The 16218-nt window shown below is 53.8% G+C and carries 13 protein-coding genes; 9 read left to right on the plus strand and 4 right to left on the minus strand.

From position 1 onward, the window contains the following. The first annotated feature begins 195 nt into the window (after nucleotides 1-195). Nucleotides 196-522, plus strand: a complete 327-nt coding sequence (locus NTU47_06875; GenBank protein ID MCX6133519.1) for a DUF3467 domain-containing protein — start codon at nucleotides 196-198, stop codon at nucleotides 520-522. Between the two features lie 24 nt (nucleotides 523-546). Here the strand turns inward: NTU47_06875 and hslU are convergent, their stop codons facing one another. Genes hslU through rpoN form a run of 3 tightly spaced genes read right to left on the minus strand, consistent with a single transcriptional unit; the run spans nucleotide 547 to nucleotide 3965 of the window. Further along, entirely contained in the window at nucleotides 547-1941 is a 1395-nt protein-coding gene (hslU, locus tag NTU47_06880) for an ATP-dependent protease ATPase subunit HslU (GenBank protein MCX6133520.1), read from the minus strand. 1 nt (nucleotide 1942) lies between these two features. Then, nucleotides 1943-2479 carry an ATP-dependent protease subunit HslV gene (gene hslV, locus NTU47_06885; protein MCX6133521.1) on the minus strand — a complete coding sequence of 179 codons (537 nt, stop codon included), beginning with the start codon at nucleotides 2477-2479 and terminating at the stop codon, nucleotides 1943-1945. 22 nt (nucleotides 2480-2501) lie between these two features. Then, nucleotides 2502-3965: an RNA polymerase factor sigma-54 gene (rpoN, locus tag NTU47_06890; GenBank protein ID MCX6133522.1), complete on the minus strand. Its 1464-nt coding sequence runs from the start codon at nucleotides 3963-3965 to the stop codon at nucleotides 2502-2504. Nucleotides 3966-4704: 739 nt separating this feature from the next. Here rpoN and NTU47_06895 point away from each other — a divergent pair. The 8 genes from NTU47_06895 to NTU47_06930 all read left to right on the plus strand — a co-directional run bounded on the left by NTU47_06895 (nucleotide 4705) and on the right by NTU47_06930 (nucleotide 15023). Beyond that, a complete protein-coding gene (locus NTU47_06895; GenBank protein MCX6133523.1) occupies nucleotides 4705-5304 on the plus strand; it encodes an RNA polymerase sigma factor in 600 nt (199 codons plus the stop codon). 30 nt (nucleotides 5305-5334) lie between these two features. Next, the gene (locus NTU47_06900; protein MCX6133524.1) at nucleotides 5335-6303 is read left to right on the plus strand and encodes a HEAT repeat domain-containing protein; all 969 of its coding nucleotides are present in this window, start codon (nucleotides 5335-5337) and stop codon (nucleotides 6301-6303) included. Then, nucleotides 6300-7466: a DUF4097 family beta strand repeat-containing protein gene (locus NTU47_06905; protein MCX6133525.1), complete on the plus strand. Its 1167-nt coding sequence runs from the start codon at nucleotides 6300-6302 to the stop codon at nucleotides 7464-7466. Before NTU47_06900 ends, NTU47_06905 begins: the two co-directional genes overlap by 4 nt. 181 nt (nucleotides 7467-7647) lie before the next feature. After that, the gene (locus tag NTU47_06910) at nucleotides 7648-8202 is read left to right on the plus strand and encodes an RNA polymerase sigma factor (GenBank protein MCX6133526.1); all 555 of its coding nucleotides are present in this window, start codon (nucleotides 7648-7650) and stop codon (nucleotides 8200-8202) included. Then, nucleotides 8199-9056 (plus strand): zf-HC2 domain-containing protein, encoded by an 858-nt coding sequence (locus tag NTU47_06915; protein ID MCX6133527.1) that lies wholly within the window; start codon nucleotides 8199-8201, stop codon nucleotides 9054-9056. The genes NTU47_06910 and NTU47_06915 overlap by 4 nt, the downstream gene beginning before the upstream one ends. A 13-nt stretch (nucleotides 9057-9069) precedes the next feature. Next, nucleotides 9070-11046 (plus strand): HEAT repeat domain-containing protein, encoded by a 1977-nt coding sequence (locus tag NTU47_06920; protein MCX6133528.1) that lies wholly within the window; start codon nucleotides 9070-9072, stop codon nucleotides 11044-11046. 4 nt (nucleotides 11047-11050) lie between these two features. Then, complete coding sequence (locus NTU47_06925) at nucleotides 11051-12160, plus strand: HEAT repeat domain-containing protein (GenBank protein MCX6133529.1); 1110 nt, start codon at nucleotides 11051-11053, stop codon at nucleotides 12158-12160. Nucleotides 12161-12362: 202 nt separating this feature from the next. After that, nucleotides 12363-15023: a DUF5916 domain-containing protein gene (locus tag NTU47_06930; GenBank protein ID MCX6133530.1), complete on the plus strand. Its 2661-nt coding sequence runs from the start codon at nucleotides 12363-12365 to the stop codon at nucleotides 15021-15023. Between the two features lie 22 nt (nucleotides 15024-15045). Here the strand turns inward: NTU47_06930 and dprA are convergent, their stop codons facing one another. After that, nucleotides 15046-16143: a DNA-processing protein DprA gene (gene dprA, locus NTU47_06935; GenBank protein ID MCX6133531.1), complete on the minus strand. Its 1098-nt coding sequence runs from the start codon at nucleotides 16141-16143 to the stop codon at nucleotides 15046-15048. Nucleotides 16144-16218 lie beyond the last annotated feature (75 nt).

Below are 16218 nucleotides of genomic sequence, written 5' to 3' on the forward strand. Positions count from 1 at the left end.
GAACGGTCTATGCACGTCTCGGACAGCAAGACAAAGCGATGAAGGCGTTCGATCAGGCAGAAAAGATCCGGAAGGCCGCGAAGTAAACCTACCGTGGTGAGTCGGGTTTTCTAGTACACTCTTTATGCCCATCGGCTCGAAACTCCGTTTCGCCGATGGGCTTTTCTTTCATCACGTGGCGCAGAAGGGATGACCATGAACGACCAGAACCAGCCGCAGCAAATCAATATCGAACTCGGCGAGAAGGAAGCGGAAGGAATCTATTCCAACCTGGCTATCATCACGCATTCGCCGGCGGAATTCGTCATCGATTTCACACGCGTCCTGCCGGGTATTCCAAAAGCGAAAGTCCATGCCCGCATCGTCATGACGCCTCAACACATGAAGATGCTTCTCTCCGCCATCAAGAGCAATATTGAGAACTATGAGAAGAAGTTCGGAGAGATCAAGCTGGTGGGGGAGGCAGCGGGCGCTCCGTTGTTCGGATTCCAGCCACCCGGCAAAGAAGAGAAGGTGAACTAGCGGGCTCACAGGAGGACTGCTGGTTCACAAAATGTAACGGCTGAGATCCCTGTTCTTGACAATTGAGCTCAGCTTTTCGACGACAAGATTCTTCGTCACACTGATCGTCGTCGATGTGATTGCGTCAGGGGCATCGAACAGGGGCTCCTCGAGTAGGGTAGTAAGGATTGTGTGGAGGCGCCGCGCACCGATATTCTCAACTTGTTCGTTCACCTCAAAAGCAACCCTCGCAATTTCTTTCACCGCTTCGTCCTCGAATTCAAGCGTTATACCTTCGGTCTGAAGCAGCGCCGCATACTGCTTGAGAAGGGCGTTGTTTGGCAGCGTCAGAATTTTCACGAAATCTTCTTCAGTCAGACTCTGAAGTTCTACGCGAATCGGGAAGCGGCCCTGGAGTTCGGGGATGAGGTCGGAAGGCTTGGCCACGTGAAACGCCCCTGATGCGATGAAGAGAATGTGGTCCGTCTTCACCATCCCGTGCTTGGTCGTAACGCTGGAACCCTCCACAATAGGAAGGAGGTCGCGCTGAACTCCTTCTCGCGACACATCCGGACCGGATGTCTGTCCCCGGCTGCTAGCGATTTTGTCAATTTCGTCGATGAACACGATGCCGGAATTCTCAACACGCTGCAGTGCCTCTCTCGTTGCCTTTTCCATGTCGATGAGCTTCTGGGCTTCCTCCTGTGTGAGCAGGAGCTTCGCCTCGGCAACGCTCAGCTTACGCTGTTTGTTCTTTTTCGGAAATAAATTCCCGAACATGTCCTGTACGTTGATTCCCATGTCTTCGAGGCTCATCGGGCCCATGACCTGCATGAGAGGAACCTGAGACGTAGGAACATCGATGTCGATGGTCCGGTGGTCGAAATCGCCGGCCTTTAGTTTTTCACGGAATTTCTCGCGGGTTTTTCGACTCTCATCGTCCGCGGCTGCATCATGCCCTTCCTGCGATGATCCTTCCGGCCGGCGGATGGGGGGAAGCAGTTCGTCGAGGATGCGTTCTTCGGCAAGTGTGAGGGCTTTCGTCTGAACCTCGGCCGTCTTCTCGGCCTTGACCATGTTCACCGCGATTTCCGTCAGGTCACGGATCATCGATTCCACGTCTCTGCCGACGTAGCCGACTTCAGTGAATTTCGATGCTTCGACTTTGATGAAGGGCGCATTCGCGAGCTTTGCCAGACGTCTGGCAATTTCTGTCTTACCGACGCCCGTGGGGCCGATCAGGATGATGTTGTTCGGCATGATTTCTTCCCGGAGATGCTCGGGTGCCTGCAGTCGGCGCCAGCGGTTACGGAGAGCGATGGCAACGGATTTCTTCGCGTTCTGTTGACCGATGATGTACTCGTCGAGCTCCTTGACGATCTCGCGCGGTGTAAGCTCGCGACCGTTGTCTACAGGAGGTTTCTTCTTTGATCCGGACATGCTAGAGCTCTTCTATGGTAAGATTGCCATTTGTGTAAATGCAGATTTGCGAGGCCGCCTGGAGCGACTCGCTCACAACTTCCTTCGCGCTCATCTGCGTGTGTTTGAGCAGCATTCGGGAAGCAGCCAGCGCGTACGCTCCCCCGGATCCGATGGCCACAATCCCGTCGTCGGGTTCGATGACTTCTCCCGTCCCGGAAATGACAAGTGAGTGCGACTTGTCCATTGCAGCAAGCAGGGCCTCCAACTGGCGCAGGTATTTGTCGGTTCGCCAGAGTTTCGCAAGCTCGACCGCGGCCCGGACAAGTTGACCCTGGTGCTGCTCCAGCTTCTCTTCAAATCGGTCGAGAAGGCTGAAAGCATCTGCAGCGGCGCCAGCAAACCCCACCAGGACGTTCCCCTGATGCAATTTGCGGATCTTGTTCGCGTTCTGCTTCATCACGGTTGATCCGAGCGTCACCTGACCGTCGCCTCCGAGGGCGACACGGCCATCCTTTCGCACCCCGAGTATCGTCGTTGCGTGGAGTTGTTCTATCATAGGAACTTCTTTCCGGTAGGATCTAGATTTTCTTGCGCAGGCGCGCTATGGGAATGCCCAATTGCTCGCGGTATTTCGCGACAGTACGGCGGGCGATTTTGACTCCTTCGCCTCCCACCATCGCCGCGATTTTGTCGTCATTCAGAGGTTTCTTGGTGTCTTCCGCTGCGATAATGTCCTTGATCCGAAGTTTGATCGTTTGGTTGGACACGTCCTCTCCCGAATCGGTCTCGAGGCCGGACGTGAAAAACTGTTTCAGAGAGTGTACACCAAACTCGGTCTGCACATATTTGCTGTTGACGACGCGGCTGATCGTGGAGATATCGACGCCGACAACCTCTGCTATGTCCTTGTATATCATCGGCTTCAGGACTTCTCCGTGTTCGAACCAATGGCGCTGCCGGGCCACGATTGCCCGCATGACCTTCAAGAGCGTTTCGCGTCGTTGGTGAATCGAGGCAATAAACCATTTTGCTGCTTCGAATTTCTGCTTGATGAAATCCTTTGCCTCCTTCGAGGCTTTTTTCCCTTTCGGGGCAACGAGGTCTCTGTATGCTTTGTTAATGCGAAGGGCAGGGAGGTTGCGGTCGTGAAGTGAGATGATAAAATCGCCATCGTCATTCTCGACGATAAAGTCCGGCGTGATGTAGTTCTCCTGCGCCGAGAACTCGCCTTCCCCTGGTTTTGGATTTAGGTGCTGGATCAGCTCGATGACCTTCTTGAGGGTCTCCATCCCGACCTTGAGACTATTGCCGAGATTGTCAAATCTCTTGAGTTTCAGATCATCAAAATGCACTTGCAGTATCTTGAGTGATAACTCCTTGATATAAGGATCGCACTTGATCGTCTTCATTTGAGCGATCAGGCACTCTTGAAGTGTTCGGGCGGCGATCCCCGGAGGATCAAGAACCTGCAAACGTTTGAGGACCTCTTCCGCCTGTTGAAGGGTGATCTCGAGACCAAATGTGAGGTTGAGGTCCTGGACAATCAGTGCCAGCTCGCGACGGAGGTATCCATCTTCGTCCACATTGCCGATAATCTCTTCGGCGATCAGAAACTCCGTGTCATCCTCGCATTGGAGGCGGAACTGGCTCAGGAGCCGCTCGGACATCGGAACGCTCGACGCGATGGGGCGTTCGTATTCTTCGTCTTCGTCCTGCGACTTGTAGGCTTCGGGGCTCTTATACCCGGCAGATTCATCGTTGATGTAGTCTTCGAGAGAGTAGGAATCATCTTCCTTGTTCTCGACTTTTTCTTCTTTTTCTTCCTTCTCCGCCTGAGCGGAATCATCAGGAGTTTCTTCGGGCTCTGACTGTTCTTCCACTTGATCCATTTCCTCGACTGTCTCGAGGAGCGGATTCACTTCCAGTTCGGTCTTGATGCGTTGCTCGAGCGCCATTGTCGGGAGCTGGAGCAGCTTCAGGTATTGGACTTGTTGCGGCGTGAGCTTCAGCCCCAGCCGCATCTGTTGAGAGAGATTGATCATACGTTAAAGCGTTAGCTCACAAGCTACTGATGGTTTTCTTTTTCTCGTTTGTCTCTGCAATGCGAAGCGAATTCTTTATACCAATCTTTTCCGAAGGCTCGCGTCAATGATTCGCGGACGAACTCCACGAGTGAAACATGCTCCGAAGCTCCTCGCTCGAGTGCTGGCCGGCATTCTGCAAGTTCCTCGAACCGGAGCTTGGTTGGCAAGCCGGGAGCTACGCGAATCGGGAAAAGATGGCACGAGATCGGTTTGCGCCAGGAGATTTCGTCATTTTGGAACGCTTTTTCAAATGAGCATTTCGCGACTTGATCTTCAAAAAACGCAAAAACACAGGCTTTTCGGTCAACTACTTGAGTCGAATGGTCTCCTTTGCGACCCTGGATCAATCCCCGCTCGTCAATGGTGTCTTTGTGGCGAAAAGTGAGATACTTCTTCACAATCGGGTATGCATTCTCAATTTCCACCACCTCTTGGTCAAGAAGGGGCGCCCCCCTTTGACCGGGCATCGTGCAACAGGCCCCTTTGCAGCGATCCAAATCGCATACGAAAAGGGTTTTGGGTATCGCAGCGTCGATGAGAAACTCGTCCAACATTGCCATATTCTGGAGCACCTGCCGTATAGTATCATCTATTTTCTTAAAAAACCATAGGGAGCGGCCCCCGCTGAACTTGAAAATGCCTTCGAATTCTCCCAAGTTACTGCTACAACCTTCTGGAAATTGCGAGATCTAATCCTATGTCAACGACATCAAAAACGAACACGACGGATGAGATGATTGATCTGGACCTGGTTCAACGGGCAAAGCGTGGGGATACGGGGGCATTTGAGGAACTCGTCTTCCGGTATGACAGGCAGGTTCTGACGATCGCAGCGCGCTACGTCCAGAGCTCGGAAGATGCGAAGGACATCTATCAGGAAGTATTCATGAGGGTCTATCGCTCGCTTCCGAAGTTTCAGCTCAAGAGTCAGTTTTCAACCTGGCTGTTTCGCATTACGACGAATGTTTGTCTGACGCACAGGTCAAGACGTAAGCGCCACGTTCACACGTCGCTGAGTCATGAACCTGATGATGAACACGCCGCAGGAATAGCTGAAGCGATTGCCGAGTCGAGAACAACGGACCGGCAGGTGGAACGGGCAGATACGGCATTGCACATTTCAAAGGCAATTGACCGACTCTCTTCGAAGCAGAAAATGGTCTTCACGCTCAAGTTTTACGATGGCTACAAGATCCGCGAGATCGCCGAGATGATGGGGCTTGCAGAAGGAACGGTCAAGCGGTATTTGTTCGCAGCCACAAAGAAGATTCGCTCGTCACTGCAGGATTTGATATAGGTCGCACATGGTGAACACGAAGGACACGCTATGAAACATGATCAGTACATAGAATTGCTTCATCTCTCATTCTACCATGAACTCGGCGACGAAGAACAGGTGGTCCTGAACGAGCATCTCGCGTCCTGTGCGGAGTGCCGGGCTGAGGCCGTGGATTTCGGTAAGCTGGAGTCGGTGCTCGCAAAGGCTCCTCGCTTCGAGGTGAACGACGTGTTGCTTGATGAAGCGCGCCGAGATCTGAGAGTCGCGCTGCGTCTTGAACGAACGAGGCATTCTTCTCTATCCGAATGGCTGGAGAAGCTCGACGTGTTTTCTTCCCCGGGTCTTCGCCTTGCGTTTGGGGGAGTGGCCGCACTCGTCCTCGGTGTTGCCATCGGGTATCTTGTCTTCATGCCATCAGATGAAGGAAGTGCACGAGGAATGATGCCGGGTCTCCGCCAGGCGTCCATCCAGCAGAGCCAAACGCGGGTTTCGAATTTTCGGATCATTCAGCAAACGGCAGAGACATCTGAAGTTGAGGTGAGTTTCGACATGGTGACGCCTGTCCGCATGAAGGGCAATTCGAATGACAACGCAATGCAGCGAGTCATGGCCCAAGCCCTCATGAGTGATCAGAACCCAGGTGCGCGATTGCTCACGGTGAGTGCTCTGGCCAATCAGGTCGAGTCGACAAAAACACCCGACAAGGAGATCAAGAGCGCCTTGATCCAGGCGATGAAAGCAGACGAAAACGTCGGTGTTCGAAGAGAAGCTCTCAAGGCTGTTCAGAGATTCCAGACTGATAGGGAAATCAAGGACGCGCTGCTCTTCGTTCTGAAAAATGAATCAAACCCGAGCATGCGTATCGACGTCATCAACTTTCTGGAAAAGCCAATGCTGGGCAGTAAGAATATTGATCAGGACGTCCTCAATGGTCTGAAGCAGAGCATGCAGTCTGATAACAACAACTACATTCGCATCCGTGCGAAAAACATCTACGAGGAGGCAAACCAGCAATGAAAAAACATGCCAGGTATATGATCGCGACCATTTTGGTTGCAGTTCCGATGCTGCTCGCGTTCAGCGGGTTCGTCGAAGATGATTCGCGCTCCAAGTCGTTCACAGTTGGCAAAGGCGGGACGCTCGAGGTCTCCGTGGACGGAGGTGACATCAAAATCAACGTGTGGGACAAGAACGAGGTCTTCGTGAAAGTGGACGGAATCAATGAGGAAGACCTTGATCGCTTGAAGATGAATCAGAGCGGGAACGATGTTCGGGTGGAATTCCGAAATCGCAAGAGCTGGGGCGGATGGAATAGCGGCCATCTGCGGTTCGAAATCACAGTTCCATCACAGTATAATGCGGATCTTCACACGTCTGGCGGAGATATCGCTGTGAAGGGGACAATGAGTGGGAGAATCTCTGGTGGCACGTCAGGCGGTGACGTGAAGCTCGAAGACGTCAAAGGGGGCAGAGTTGAGTTGTCGACGTCAGGCGGTGACATGAGAACCGGAGATATTCAGGGAGACGTCGTCCTGAAGACTTCCGGAGGCAATATTGAGATGGGCGTCGTCGGAGGAGAAGCCAACATATCGACTTCAGGCGGTGATATTGTTGTCAAGGGCGTAGGGAAATCGTTGAAAGCACACACGTCTGGTGGAGATATAGAGATTGGGGATGTTGGGGGAGAGGCGAGAGTTTCGACCTCAGGCGGCGATGTGCGTGTTCGCAAAGTGACGGGAAATGCAACACTGAGCACCTCGGGTGGCAATATTCACCTGGAAAGCGCGAGTGGGACCGTGAAGACCAATACTTCCGGCGGTGATATTTCTCTTCAGAATATTTCCGGGTCGATCGAAGCCGCCACTGCCGGCGGAGACGTTGATGCGGAACTCCGGCCAAGCGGAAAAGGTCGGAGCAAGCTGTCATCCGCCGGGGGACAGATTACACTCTCCATCCCAGAGGACGCAAAAGCCACAATCGAAGCAACAATCCGGATCGAAGGACGGTGGGGAAGCAGCAAAGGCGACTACAAGGTGCGATCTGATTTCAAGGCTGATACGAACGAGCAGGACCAGGACGAGCGCGAAATCAGGGCAACGTACAAGCTTAATGGTGGTGGGGAACTCATTACGCTCAAGACGGTAAATTCCGACATTTCCATCCGGAAACTCCATAAGTAAGTCATTCTCGATGTGTTGTCAACCGCAGACCCCCGGCCCATTGGACCGGGGGTTTTTGTTTGACTATTGGTTACATCTGAAGTAGGTTGGTTGAAATAAACACGGTGGTTCTACACGATGATGTCAACCGCATTGCCGGTGGCGTCGTCTAATCTTTGAACATCAAATGGAAGGCTTCCGAATGCCCCCTGACCGGGAGCGGCAACTGATACTGGCTGTGCAGGAAGGAAGCCACGATGCATTTCGAGAACTGGTCGAATTGCACATGCGACGTGTCTATGATCTCGCATATGGGTTCGTCAACGACCATGATGACGCAGAGGACGTTGCACAGGAAGCGTTTGTGAAAGCATACCACGCTCTCGGGAGCTTCCGGCAGGAATCTGGTTTCAGCACTTGGTTGTACCGCATCACGACAAACAGCGCGCTTGACAGGCTGAAACAAAAAAAGCGATCCACTGCCCGGTTTGTACCAATGGAGGAATCAGATCTGAGTGGGATGTCAGCCGGCCAGGGAACCGATCAAGGTGAACAGAGCATGATGATCGAACGCGCTCTGCACGAGCTTCCGACGCTCCAGCGGGCTGTCGTGATGCTCCGGCACATCGACGGGTTCTCGACGAAACAAGTCAGTGACATGTTGAAATGCTCGGAAGGGACCGTGAAGACTCATCTTCACAGGGGACTAAGGAAAATGCGGATGAAGTTGGAGCATCTGAAGGACGACGGATCATGAAAACACATCGGACAATCAAGAACAATTTGTACGGGTACCTCAACGGTGAGCTGTCTGCCGAAGACGCAAAGGCCTGTGAAGCGCACGTGAAATCGTGCGCGTCGTGTGCCGGCGAACTCCAGGCGATGCGCGAAACGATGGGTCTCCTCATCGAAAAGGTACGGCGGCCAAGCGGGCAGCGTAGTGAGTTGTACTGGCAGCAGTTTGCCCAGAAGGTCGACCGACGGATTCAAATGGCGGCGGCGGAAGACGAGCCGCAATCGTTTGTGGGACGACTCATGAACGTACTCGTGGAAAACCGGAAGCCATTCAGTTTCGGATTTGCATCGGCGTTGTCCTTGATTGTCCTTGCGTTCGCGGTCTGGAGTCTTTGGATCAAGGCCCCGGTACCCGACCAGATCGCCTCGGACTCTGCCGGTCATACACCGAACGGGCTGGGTGTGAACGTCGAAAAGACCTCCCTTGAAGCGCGCACTGCAGACTATCTCGAGCAGTCAAAGATCATCCTGATCGGGATCATGAACACAGATACAAAATCTTTGGTAGAATCGAAGTCACTCCTGAAACGCGAGCGCGAGATTTCCAGGACGCTCGTCCGCGAATCTCATGAGATTTCCTCGGAGCTCACCGATCCGTCCCAGCAGCGTCTGCGGGAGCTTGTCTCGGATCTGGGCCTCATTCTTGTCCAGATCGCCAACATTGAGTCTAATCATGGAGCCCAGGGAGTTGAGATTGTACAAGGGGGCGTCGAGCGAAACGGCGTTCTCTTTAAGATAAACCTTGAGGAGATAGAGAGGGTAACTCGGTCCTCACCAGGCAAGGGAATTGAAAACAAGACGAAGTCGATTATTTGAAGGGAGTATGAACATGAAGAACGATCGGGAACATTTCTGGAGCATCAACTTGTTTTCTGCTCTTGTGCTTGCGGCGCTGGGGATATCGATGGGCCAGCATGCATTCGCACAGCACGGCGTTTCAATCACAAAGCCATCAAAGACACCGTCGGCGGTAGCTGCGCCGAACGCTGCAGCGCAGGATGCCGCGGCGGCGGCAGTGACGCTCGGGGGGCTCTCGTCCAGCCTGAGTGAGCTTCCGGTTGCATTGGGATCGATTGGTACGACTCTCGGCCAGCTGGAATTCGAGCTTGCGCAGGTTCCAGGCCGGTTGTATTACGATGCGGAACACTCTCTCACCATCGCAGGATTCGAAATGCCACCAGTGGCGTTGGCTCAAGCGGCGGCTGAGATCGGGTCGGTGCGGTATGAGTTATCCAACCTGAGTCCAACGATCGCCGGAGTGGGCTACTATGGGCAGGATGCCGCCACAGTTGCGGGACAGGAATCCGGCGCAGCTTCGAAAGCATACCAGAAGGCGTATGATTTGGTGCTGGATAAGAAGTGGGTGGAAGCCCAGAAGGCGTTGGACAATTTCATCGGCTCATACAGGAATAGCTCGAATGCCGATGCTGCTCGCTATTGGAGATGCTATACCCAGGAGAAATCCGGGACATCGAATGAAGAGGCCTTCAAGAAATATCAGGAATATGTCAAATCATATCCTCACAGCAGGTGGGCTGACGATGCCAGGACGAACATGATCCGGCTTGGCTCTGAACTCGCGAAGCAGGGGAAGGGCGAATATGCAGCGATTGTCCAGACTCTGCAGCAAGGAGACGATGAAGACGTGAAACTGACGGCACTGTATGCACTCAGGAGCAGCGCGGATGAGAAATCCCTGCCGGTGATCATCGGCCTCTATGATCGGTCAAAAAGCGAGAAGATGCGCGAGAAGATCGTTTACGTCCTTGGCAGCTACGACGCACCGCAGGTTGTGCCGAAACTCGCTGATATCGCTGTCAACGATCCGAGCATGACCGTTCGGAAGAATGCGGTGTATGCTCTTGGCAATACAAAGAAGAGTGAAGCGTCATCCTCGCTGAAGAAAATTGCCAAATCGCAGGCAGACACTGAAATCCGGACAACTGCGCTTTATGCTCTGGCAAACGTCGGTGACGATGACCTCGTACCGTATCTCGCAGAGGTCGCGAGGACTGACCCGAACGAGAAGATCGCCCGCACAGCAGCAATTGCCATCTCCAACGTTCATAGCGATGAGTCGACGAAGGCGTTGCAATCGCTGCTCAAGGAGGCAAAATCAACGGAAGTAAAAAAGGCCGCCCTCCAATCCATCAGCAATAGGGGGGATGCGTCGGCAGTCTCGGTGCTGAAAGACATCGCGGTGAATGAGTCAGACAACGACATGAAAAGGACGGCGACGTACGCTCTTGGTAATATTCACTCCCCGGCTTCCTTTGAGGCATTGAAATACATCGTCACGTCTGCGAAAGACTCGAAGATTAAGGAAGCTGCGGTTCAGGCTCTCGGAAACAACGGTGGGACTGAGGCACGCGAGTTTCTGAAAACAATCGCACTCTCGGATCAGGATGATAATGTCGCCCGCATGGCAATCTATTCCGTTGGAAATGCTCGCGAGGGCTCGAGTGACTCGGACGCGAGTTTCTATCTCGAAGTTCTGCGCAAGGCTCGATCGCTCGAGGTCAAAAAGGCCGCTCTGTATCAATTCGCGAATACGAACAAGTCATCGGCCGCCAAGACCCTGGGTCAGTTCGTGAAGGATGAGAAAGACCCCGATTTGAGAATTGCGGCAGTCTATGTCCTCGGCAACGCGAAGAATGATGAAGCGGTCGACGTGTTGCTGGAAATTGCCCGAAACGATGCCGCCAAGAAGGCGCGTACCGCGGCGGTAAGTGCGCTCAGCAACATCGGCACCAAGAAAGCGCAAGAGGCTTTGCTCAAGATCCTTGAAGGGAAAACGAAAGACTAATCCCATGCGAACCCGTTCGTTCTTGTCTCTCTTGTCGGCTCTGGTGTTCCTCGCCTCCGGGTTGGAAGGGCAGAGCGTGGTCCGATGCCCCGACGCGCATCGTTCTCTGGGTGAGCGGCTGCGGTGGGCTTCAAGCGAGTGTGCGCGTTTGATTGGCGGAAAGGAATACTGGATTGGGTACTCTATCAAACGCCTGATGCATGAAGGCTCGTATCTAAGTTCTGGCAGTCTCTATTCCGGCGATATGGATGGCACATGCAGCCTCAATGATGTTGTCGCCGGTGACACTTCCCGGCATGGTGCCGGGGACAGGATGTGGGGAGGAGTCGAGAGGAACGAACTCGTCAAGGTCCTCAAGGAGGTGGCAATCCTTGCGCGAATATCTGGAAACCTCGGCGATGATGGATCACTGAAGAAACTCAACGTCTCAGACATGGAACTCCATGCCGATCTGAGAAACGAACCTCTGCTCTGGCTCGGAGGAGCAGACGATGATCAGAGTGTCGCCCTCCTCATTGAGTTCTTTGGCCGGCAATCGTCGGTCGATCTGAGGAAAGATCTGCTGACGGCGATCGGCATTCACCAGAATTCGAGAGAATCATTTTCATTCCTTGTCACTGTCCTCAGGGGCGAACAGACAGACAATGTCCGTTCTCAGGCCGCTTTCTGGATCGGGCAGCAAAATCGACCCGAGTGCCTGCGCGTGCTCACGGACGCTGCGCAGGATGACCGTTCAGCAAAAGTGAGGGAACAGTCTGTTTTCGCTCTGAGTCAGCTTTCCTCAGAGGAATCAGTGGAATCTTTGATCGCTCTCGCACGCGGAGCGAAGGACATGAAGGTCCGGGCCAAGGCTGCATTCTGGCTGGGCCAAAAAGCGTCCCTCAAAGCTGTCGCGACGTTCGAATCCATCATTGCCGACGATGAGGAGATAGATGTGCAGCGGCAGGCTCTCTACGCACTTGCGCAGATCCGGACACCGGAAGGAGCCGATCGGGTGATAATAATCGCAAACACGCATCCCAATCTCCGTATTCGCAAGCAGGCAATTCAGTGTCTGGGACAATCGAAGGATCCCCGGGCACTCGACGCATTGATCGCAATCGTCCGGAAATAGGCTTCGATGCCGGCCGACATTGCGTTTCGGCCGCTCGGATAGCGCTGACGTTCGTGGTCCAGTGAGACGGTGAAGTTGTCTATGGGTTGTTAGCGTCGTTCGTCAGCTCCCTTCTCGTTCATCCCACCATGCAACCTTTTCCACAGAGCACAGGTCTTACTAGAGTCTGACACTCACGGGAATTCTTGGAGGAGGGCTTCACATGTGCACACGGTGGATACGCGTGGTGATGTGCCTCGTTGGTGGTTTCGCCTGTCTGCAATCTCAGACTTCAACACCCCTCCCGAAGATCACCGCGGATCGGGTTCGGGAAACGATGACGATAGACGGCATCATCTCAGAACAGGTTTGGCAGCGCCCGGGCTTTACGACTTTCACGCAGAAACTGCCGAACGAAGCGGCTCCCCCTTCACAAAAAACCGAAGTGTGGCTGGCGTATGACGGTGAGGCGCTGTACGTCGCGGCCCGCATGCATGATTCCTCTCCGGATTCCATCATCCAAATTCTCGGGCGCCGCGACGCCGAGGTCACAGCCGATTGGTTCACATTCAGTATCGATCCCTACCATGATCGGAGGAGCGGCTTCTTCTTCGCGTTGAGCGCCGCAGGCACCTTGCGCGACGGGACTCTCTATAACGATGATTGGGACGACAATTCTTGGGATGGGGTTTGGGAAGGGAGGGCCAGGATCGACAGCCAGGGGTGGACGGCTGAAATGCGCATTCCGTTTTCACAGCTTCGGTTTCACCAGGCAGAAAAATATGTGTGGGCCGTCAATTTCAGCAGGTTCGTGGGACGGGCCAACGAGTCGGATTTTGTGGTCTATACCCCGCAGAAGGGGAGCGGGTTCGTGTCGCGCTTCATCGACGTCGATGGCATCGAAAACATAGATCCACCGCGCGACCTGGAAATCCTGCCGTATCTGACCTCTCGCGCTGAATTCTCCCAGCATGCATACGGTGACCCGTTTAACAACGGATCGAAGTACTCGCCTGGATTGGGGGCAGATTTCAAGGTGGCGCTTGGCAGTGACTTGATGCTCAACGGAACCGTCAACCCCGATTTTGGTCAGGTCGAAGTCGATCCCGCCGTCGTCAATCTCAGCGATGTCGAGACCTTTTATGATGAGAAGCGCCCGTTCTTCATCGAAGGCGCGAATGTATTTCAATTTGGCCAGGGGGGGTCGAACAACTTCTGGGGCTTCAACTGGGGAAATCCGAATTTCTTCTACACCAGAAGGATCGGTCGCCCTCCCCAGGGAAGTCTCCCCTCGCACGACTATATCGATTTGCCGCTTGGGACGCACATACTTGGAGCTGCAAAGCTCACTGGGAAGGTGGCAGGTGATTGGAATATTGGAATGATCCACGCGGGCACAGCTCGTGAGTACGCCGAGCTTCAGGAAAACGGCGTGAAACGGAATGTTGAGATCGAGCCGCTGACATATTACGGGGTTGGTCGGATCCAGAAGGACTTCGACGACGGCAAACAAGGGATTGGGTTCATCACGACGTACACGAATAGATTTTTCTCGGACGATCGTCTCAAGGACGACATCAACGCGAATGCGCTCGCGATCGGCGTGGACGGCTGGCAATTTCTTGATTCGGACAAAACCTACGTTCTCACAGGATGGGGCGCATTCTCGAATGTCAATGGGACGAAATCGCGCATAACCGCAGTTCAGAAGGGTTCACGGCACTATTTTCAACGGCCCGGCCTGAGTGAGCTCTCGCTGGACACCACTGCCACAAACATGAGCGGATACGCAGGCCGGGTGACATTGAACAAACAGAAAGGGGCGTGGCAGCTTAATTCCGCCGTGGGGCTCATCAGCCCCGGGTTCGATGTTGACGACCTGGGATTCATCTGGAGAACGGATGTCATCAACTATCACCTGGTGGTTGGTTACAAATGGACAGACAGAACGGAATACTATAACAATCTGCGCCTGAGTCTTGCAGCATTCGAAAGCAATGATTTCGGCGGGAACAAGGTATGGCAGGGCTACTTTGGGACGACCAGAATCGAATTTCCGAATTTCTATCAGGTCGGAGTCACGTATGCATATAACCCGTATACGATGGATACAAGGAGTACCCGGGGCGGGCCGGTGATGTTGAACCCGACCGGTTGGGAAGTCGATCTCAATTTCTCGTCAGATGGCAGGAAGAAGATCGTGGTCAGCGCGTTCGGATTCTGCTACATCGGGGGAGGAGGGGAGCAGTTTCAGACCGAGATCGATCTCGAATACAAACCCGCACCGAATATCGCGCTTACGATAGGTCCAGGTTTCAATCGTAATCTCAACCAGGCCCAATGGGTGGGATCATATGCCGATCCCACGGCGACGGCTACGTATGGAAGCCGTTACGTGTTCGCCGAAATGGATCAGAAGACGGTCTCGGCTAACATTCGGCTGAATTGGACATTCTCTCCCGATTTGAGCCTGCAGGTATTCATGCAACCGCTTATATCCTCCGGAGCATACCGGAATCTCAAGCAACTAAGTCACCCCCGAACATTCGATTTTGGGTATTTTGGCAGAGACGGATCCACACTAAGACCTCAGACAGATCTGGGCGGTGGAATCACGGGATACGAGGTGGACGCCGACGGCGTTGGGCCTTCGTTACCGAAAACTCTCGACAATCCTGATTTCAATTATGAATCATTGCGTGGCAATGCGGTGTTGAGGTGGGAATATCGACCCGGTTCTGCTTTGTATCTTGTCTGGACGCAAAGCAGGTCCGATAACGAAAACTTCGGAGAATTCCAATTCAACCGCTCGTTTACCAGGCTTTGGAGCGCGCGGCCTGACAACATTTTCATGTTGAAATTCACGTACTGGTGGTCCCGCTAGAACCGACCGGTATCGGTTGCAGTCAGAGACGAACAAACATCTTCCCGGGGAGCTGTCGCACGAGGTTTTTGAATTCGAGAGAGAGGAGATTCACAAGCGCATCGGCCGTGGATGTCTCAGCGAGTTCCGCGATAGTGTCGATTTGAAGAGGTTGATCGTTTAGGACGTTCATGATGTTCTTCTCGAACAGCGTCAATTCGACTGGCGGCTCGGTTACACGCTCGGTTCTCATGAGATGTCTCACCTGAGGACCCAGTTCCTCCAGTATGTCCTCCACGCGCTGCACCAGCTTCGCCCTGCCTTCCCTTATCAACTTGTTCGGCCCGCCGCTTCGCTTGTCGGTGATGTTTCCCGGCACGGCAAAAACCTCCCGGTTCTGGTCGAGGGCTGTGGAAGCAGTGATCATTGCGCCACCCTCTTCACCCGACTCGACGACGACAGTACCGAGCGAGAGCCCGCTGATGATCCGGTTGCGGCGAGGGAAATTCGTTGCGTCGGGTTTTGCTCCCATCGGGAATTCCGATACCACCGCACCCTGCTGAGCGATTGCATCGAGGAGCTTCCTGTTCTCTGGTGGATACGGGACGTCGAGTCCGGACCCGATGATTGCGATGGTGCGGCCGCCGGACTGAAGTGTCGTAGAATGCGCTATAGTGTCAATACCTCTGGCTAGTCCGCTGACAACGGTAAGTCCAAGTTCTGCGAGAAATCGTGAAAACAGTTCGGCGACCATCTGTCCGTACTGCGAAGGGCGGCGGGTGCCTACGAGTGCGATTGCGTGCTTGTCGGTTGATCTGAAATGTCCGAGCACGTAGAGCAATGCGGGAGGGTCGTACGTCTTCTTCAAGAGATCAGGATATTCCGGATCCCAAATCGTCACGATGCGACCGCCGATTCTGTTCAGGCGCCGGAGTTGCTCATCGGCGAACTTCTCACCCTCTTCGTGGTGCACAATGGTCGACGCAATCTTCCGTTGAATCCCGGGCACACGAATGAGATCGCGCGGAGTCGCTCTCAAGACGGATGCAGGGTCTCCGAAATGGGACACAAGCGCCCTGATCTTGTGAGGGCCAATCAGCGGTACAGATGAGAGTCGCAGAAGATCCCGGACCTTGAACATGGAAGGAGCAGACACGGCCTTGCGAATATGTCAGGAGGCAGGTGAGGAAGAATAGATGCTTTGTGCAGTATGTGC

It is taken from the genome of Ignavibacteriales bacterium (assembly GCA_026390595.1).
Taxonomy (GTDB): domain Bacteria; phylum Bacteroidota; class Ignavibacteria; order UBA10030; family UBA10030; genus UBA9647.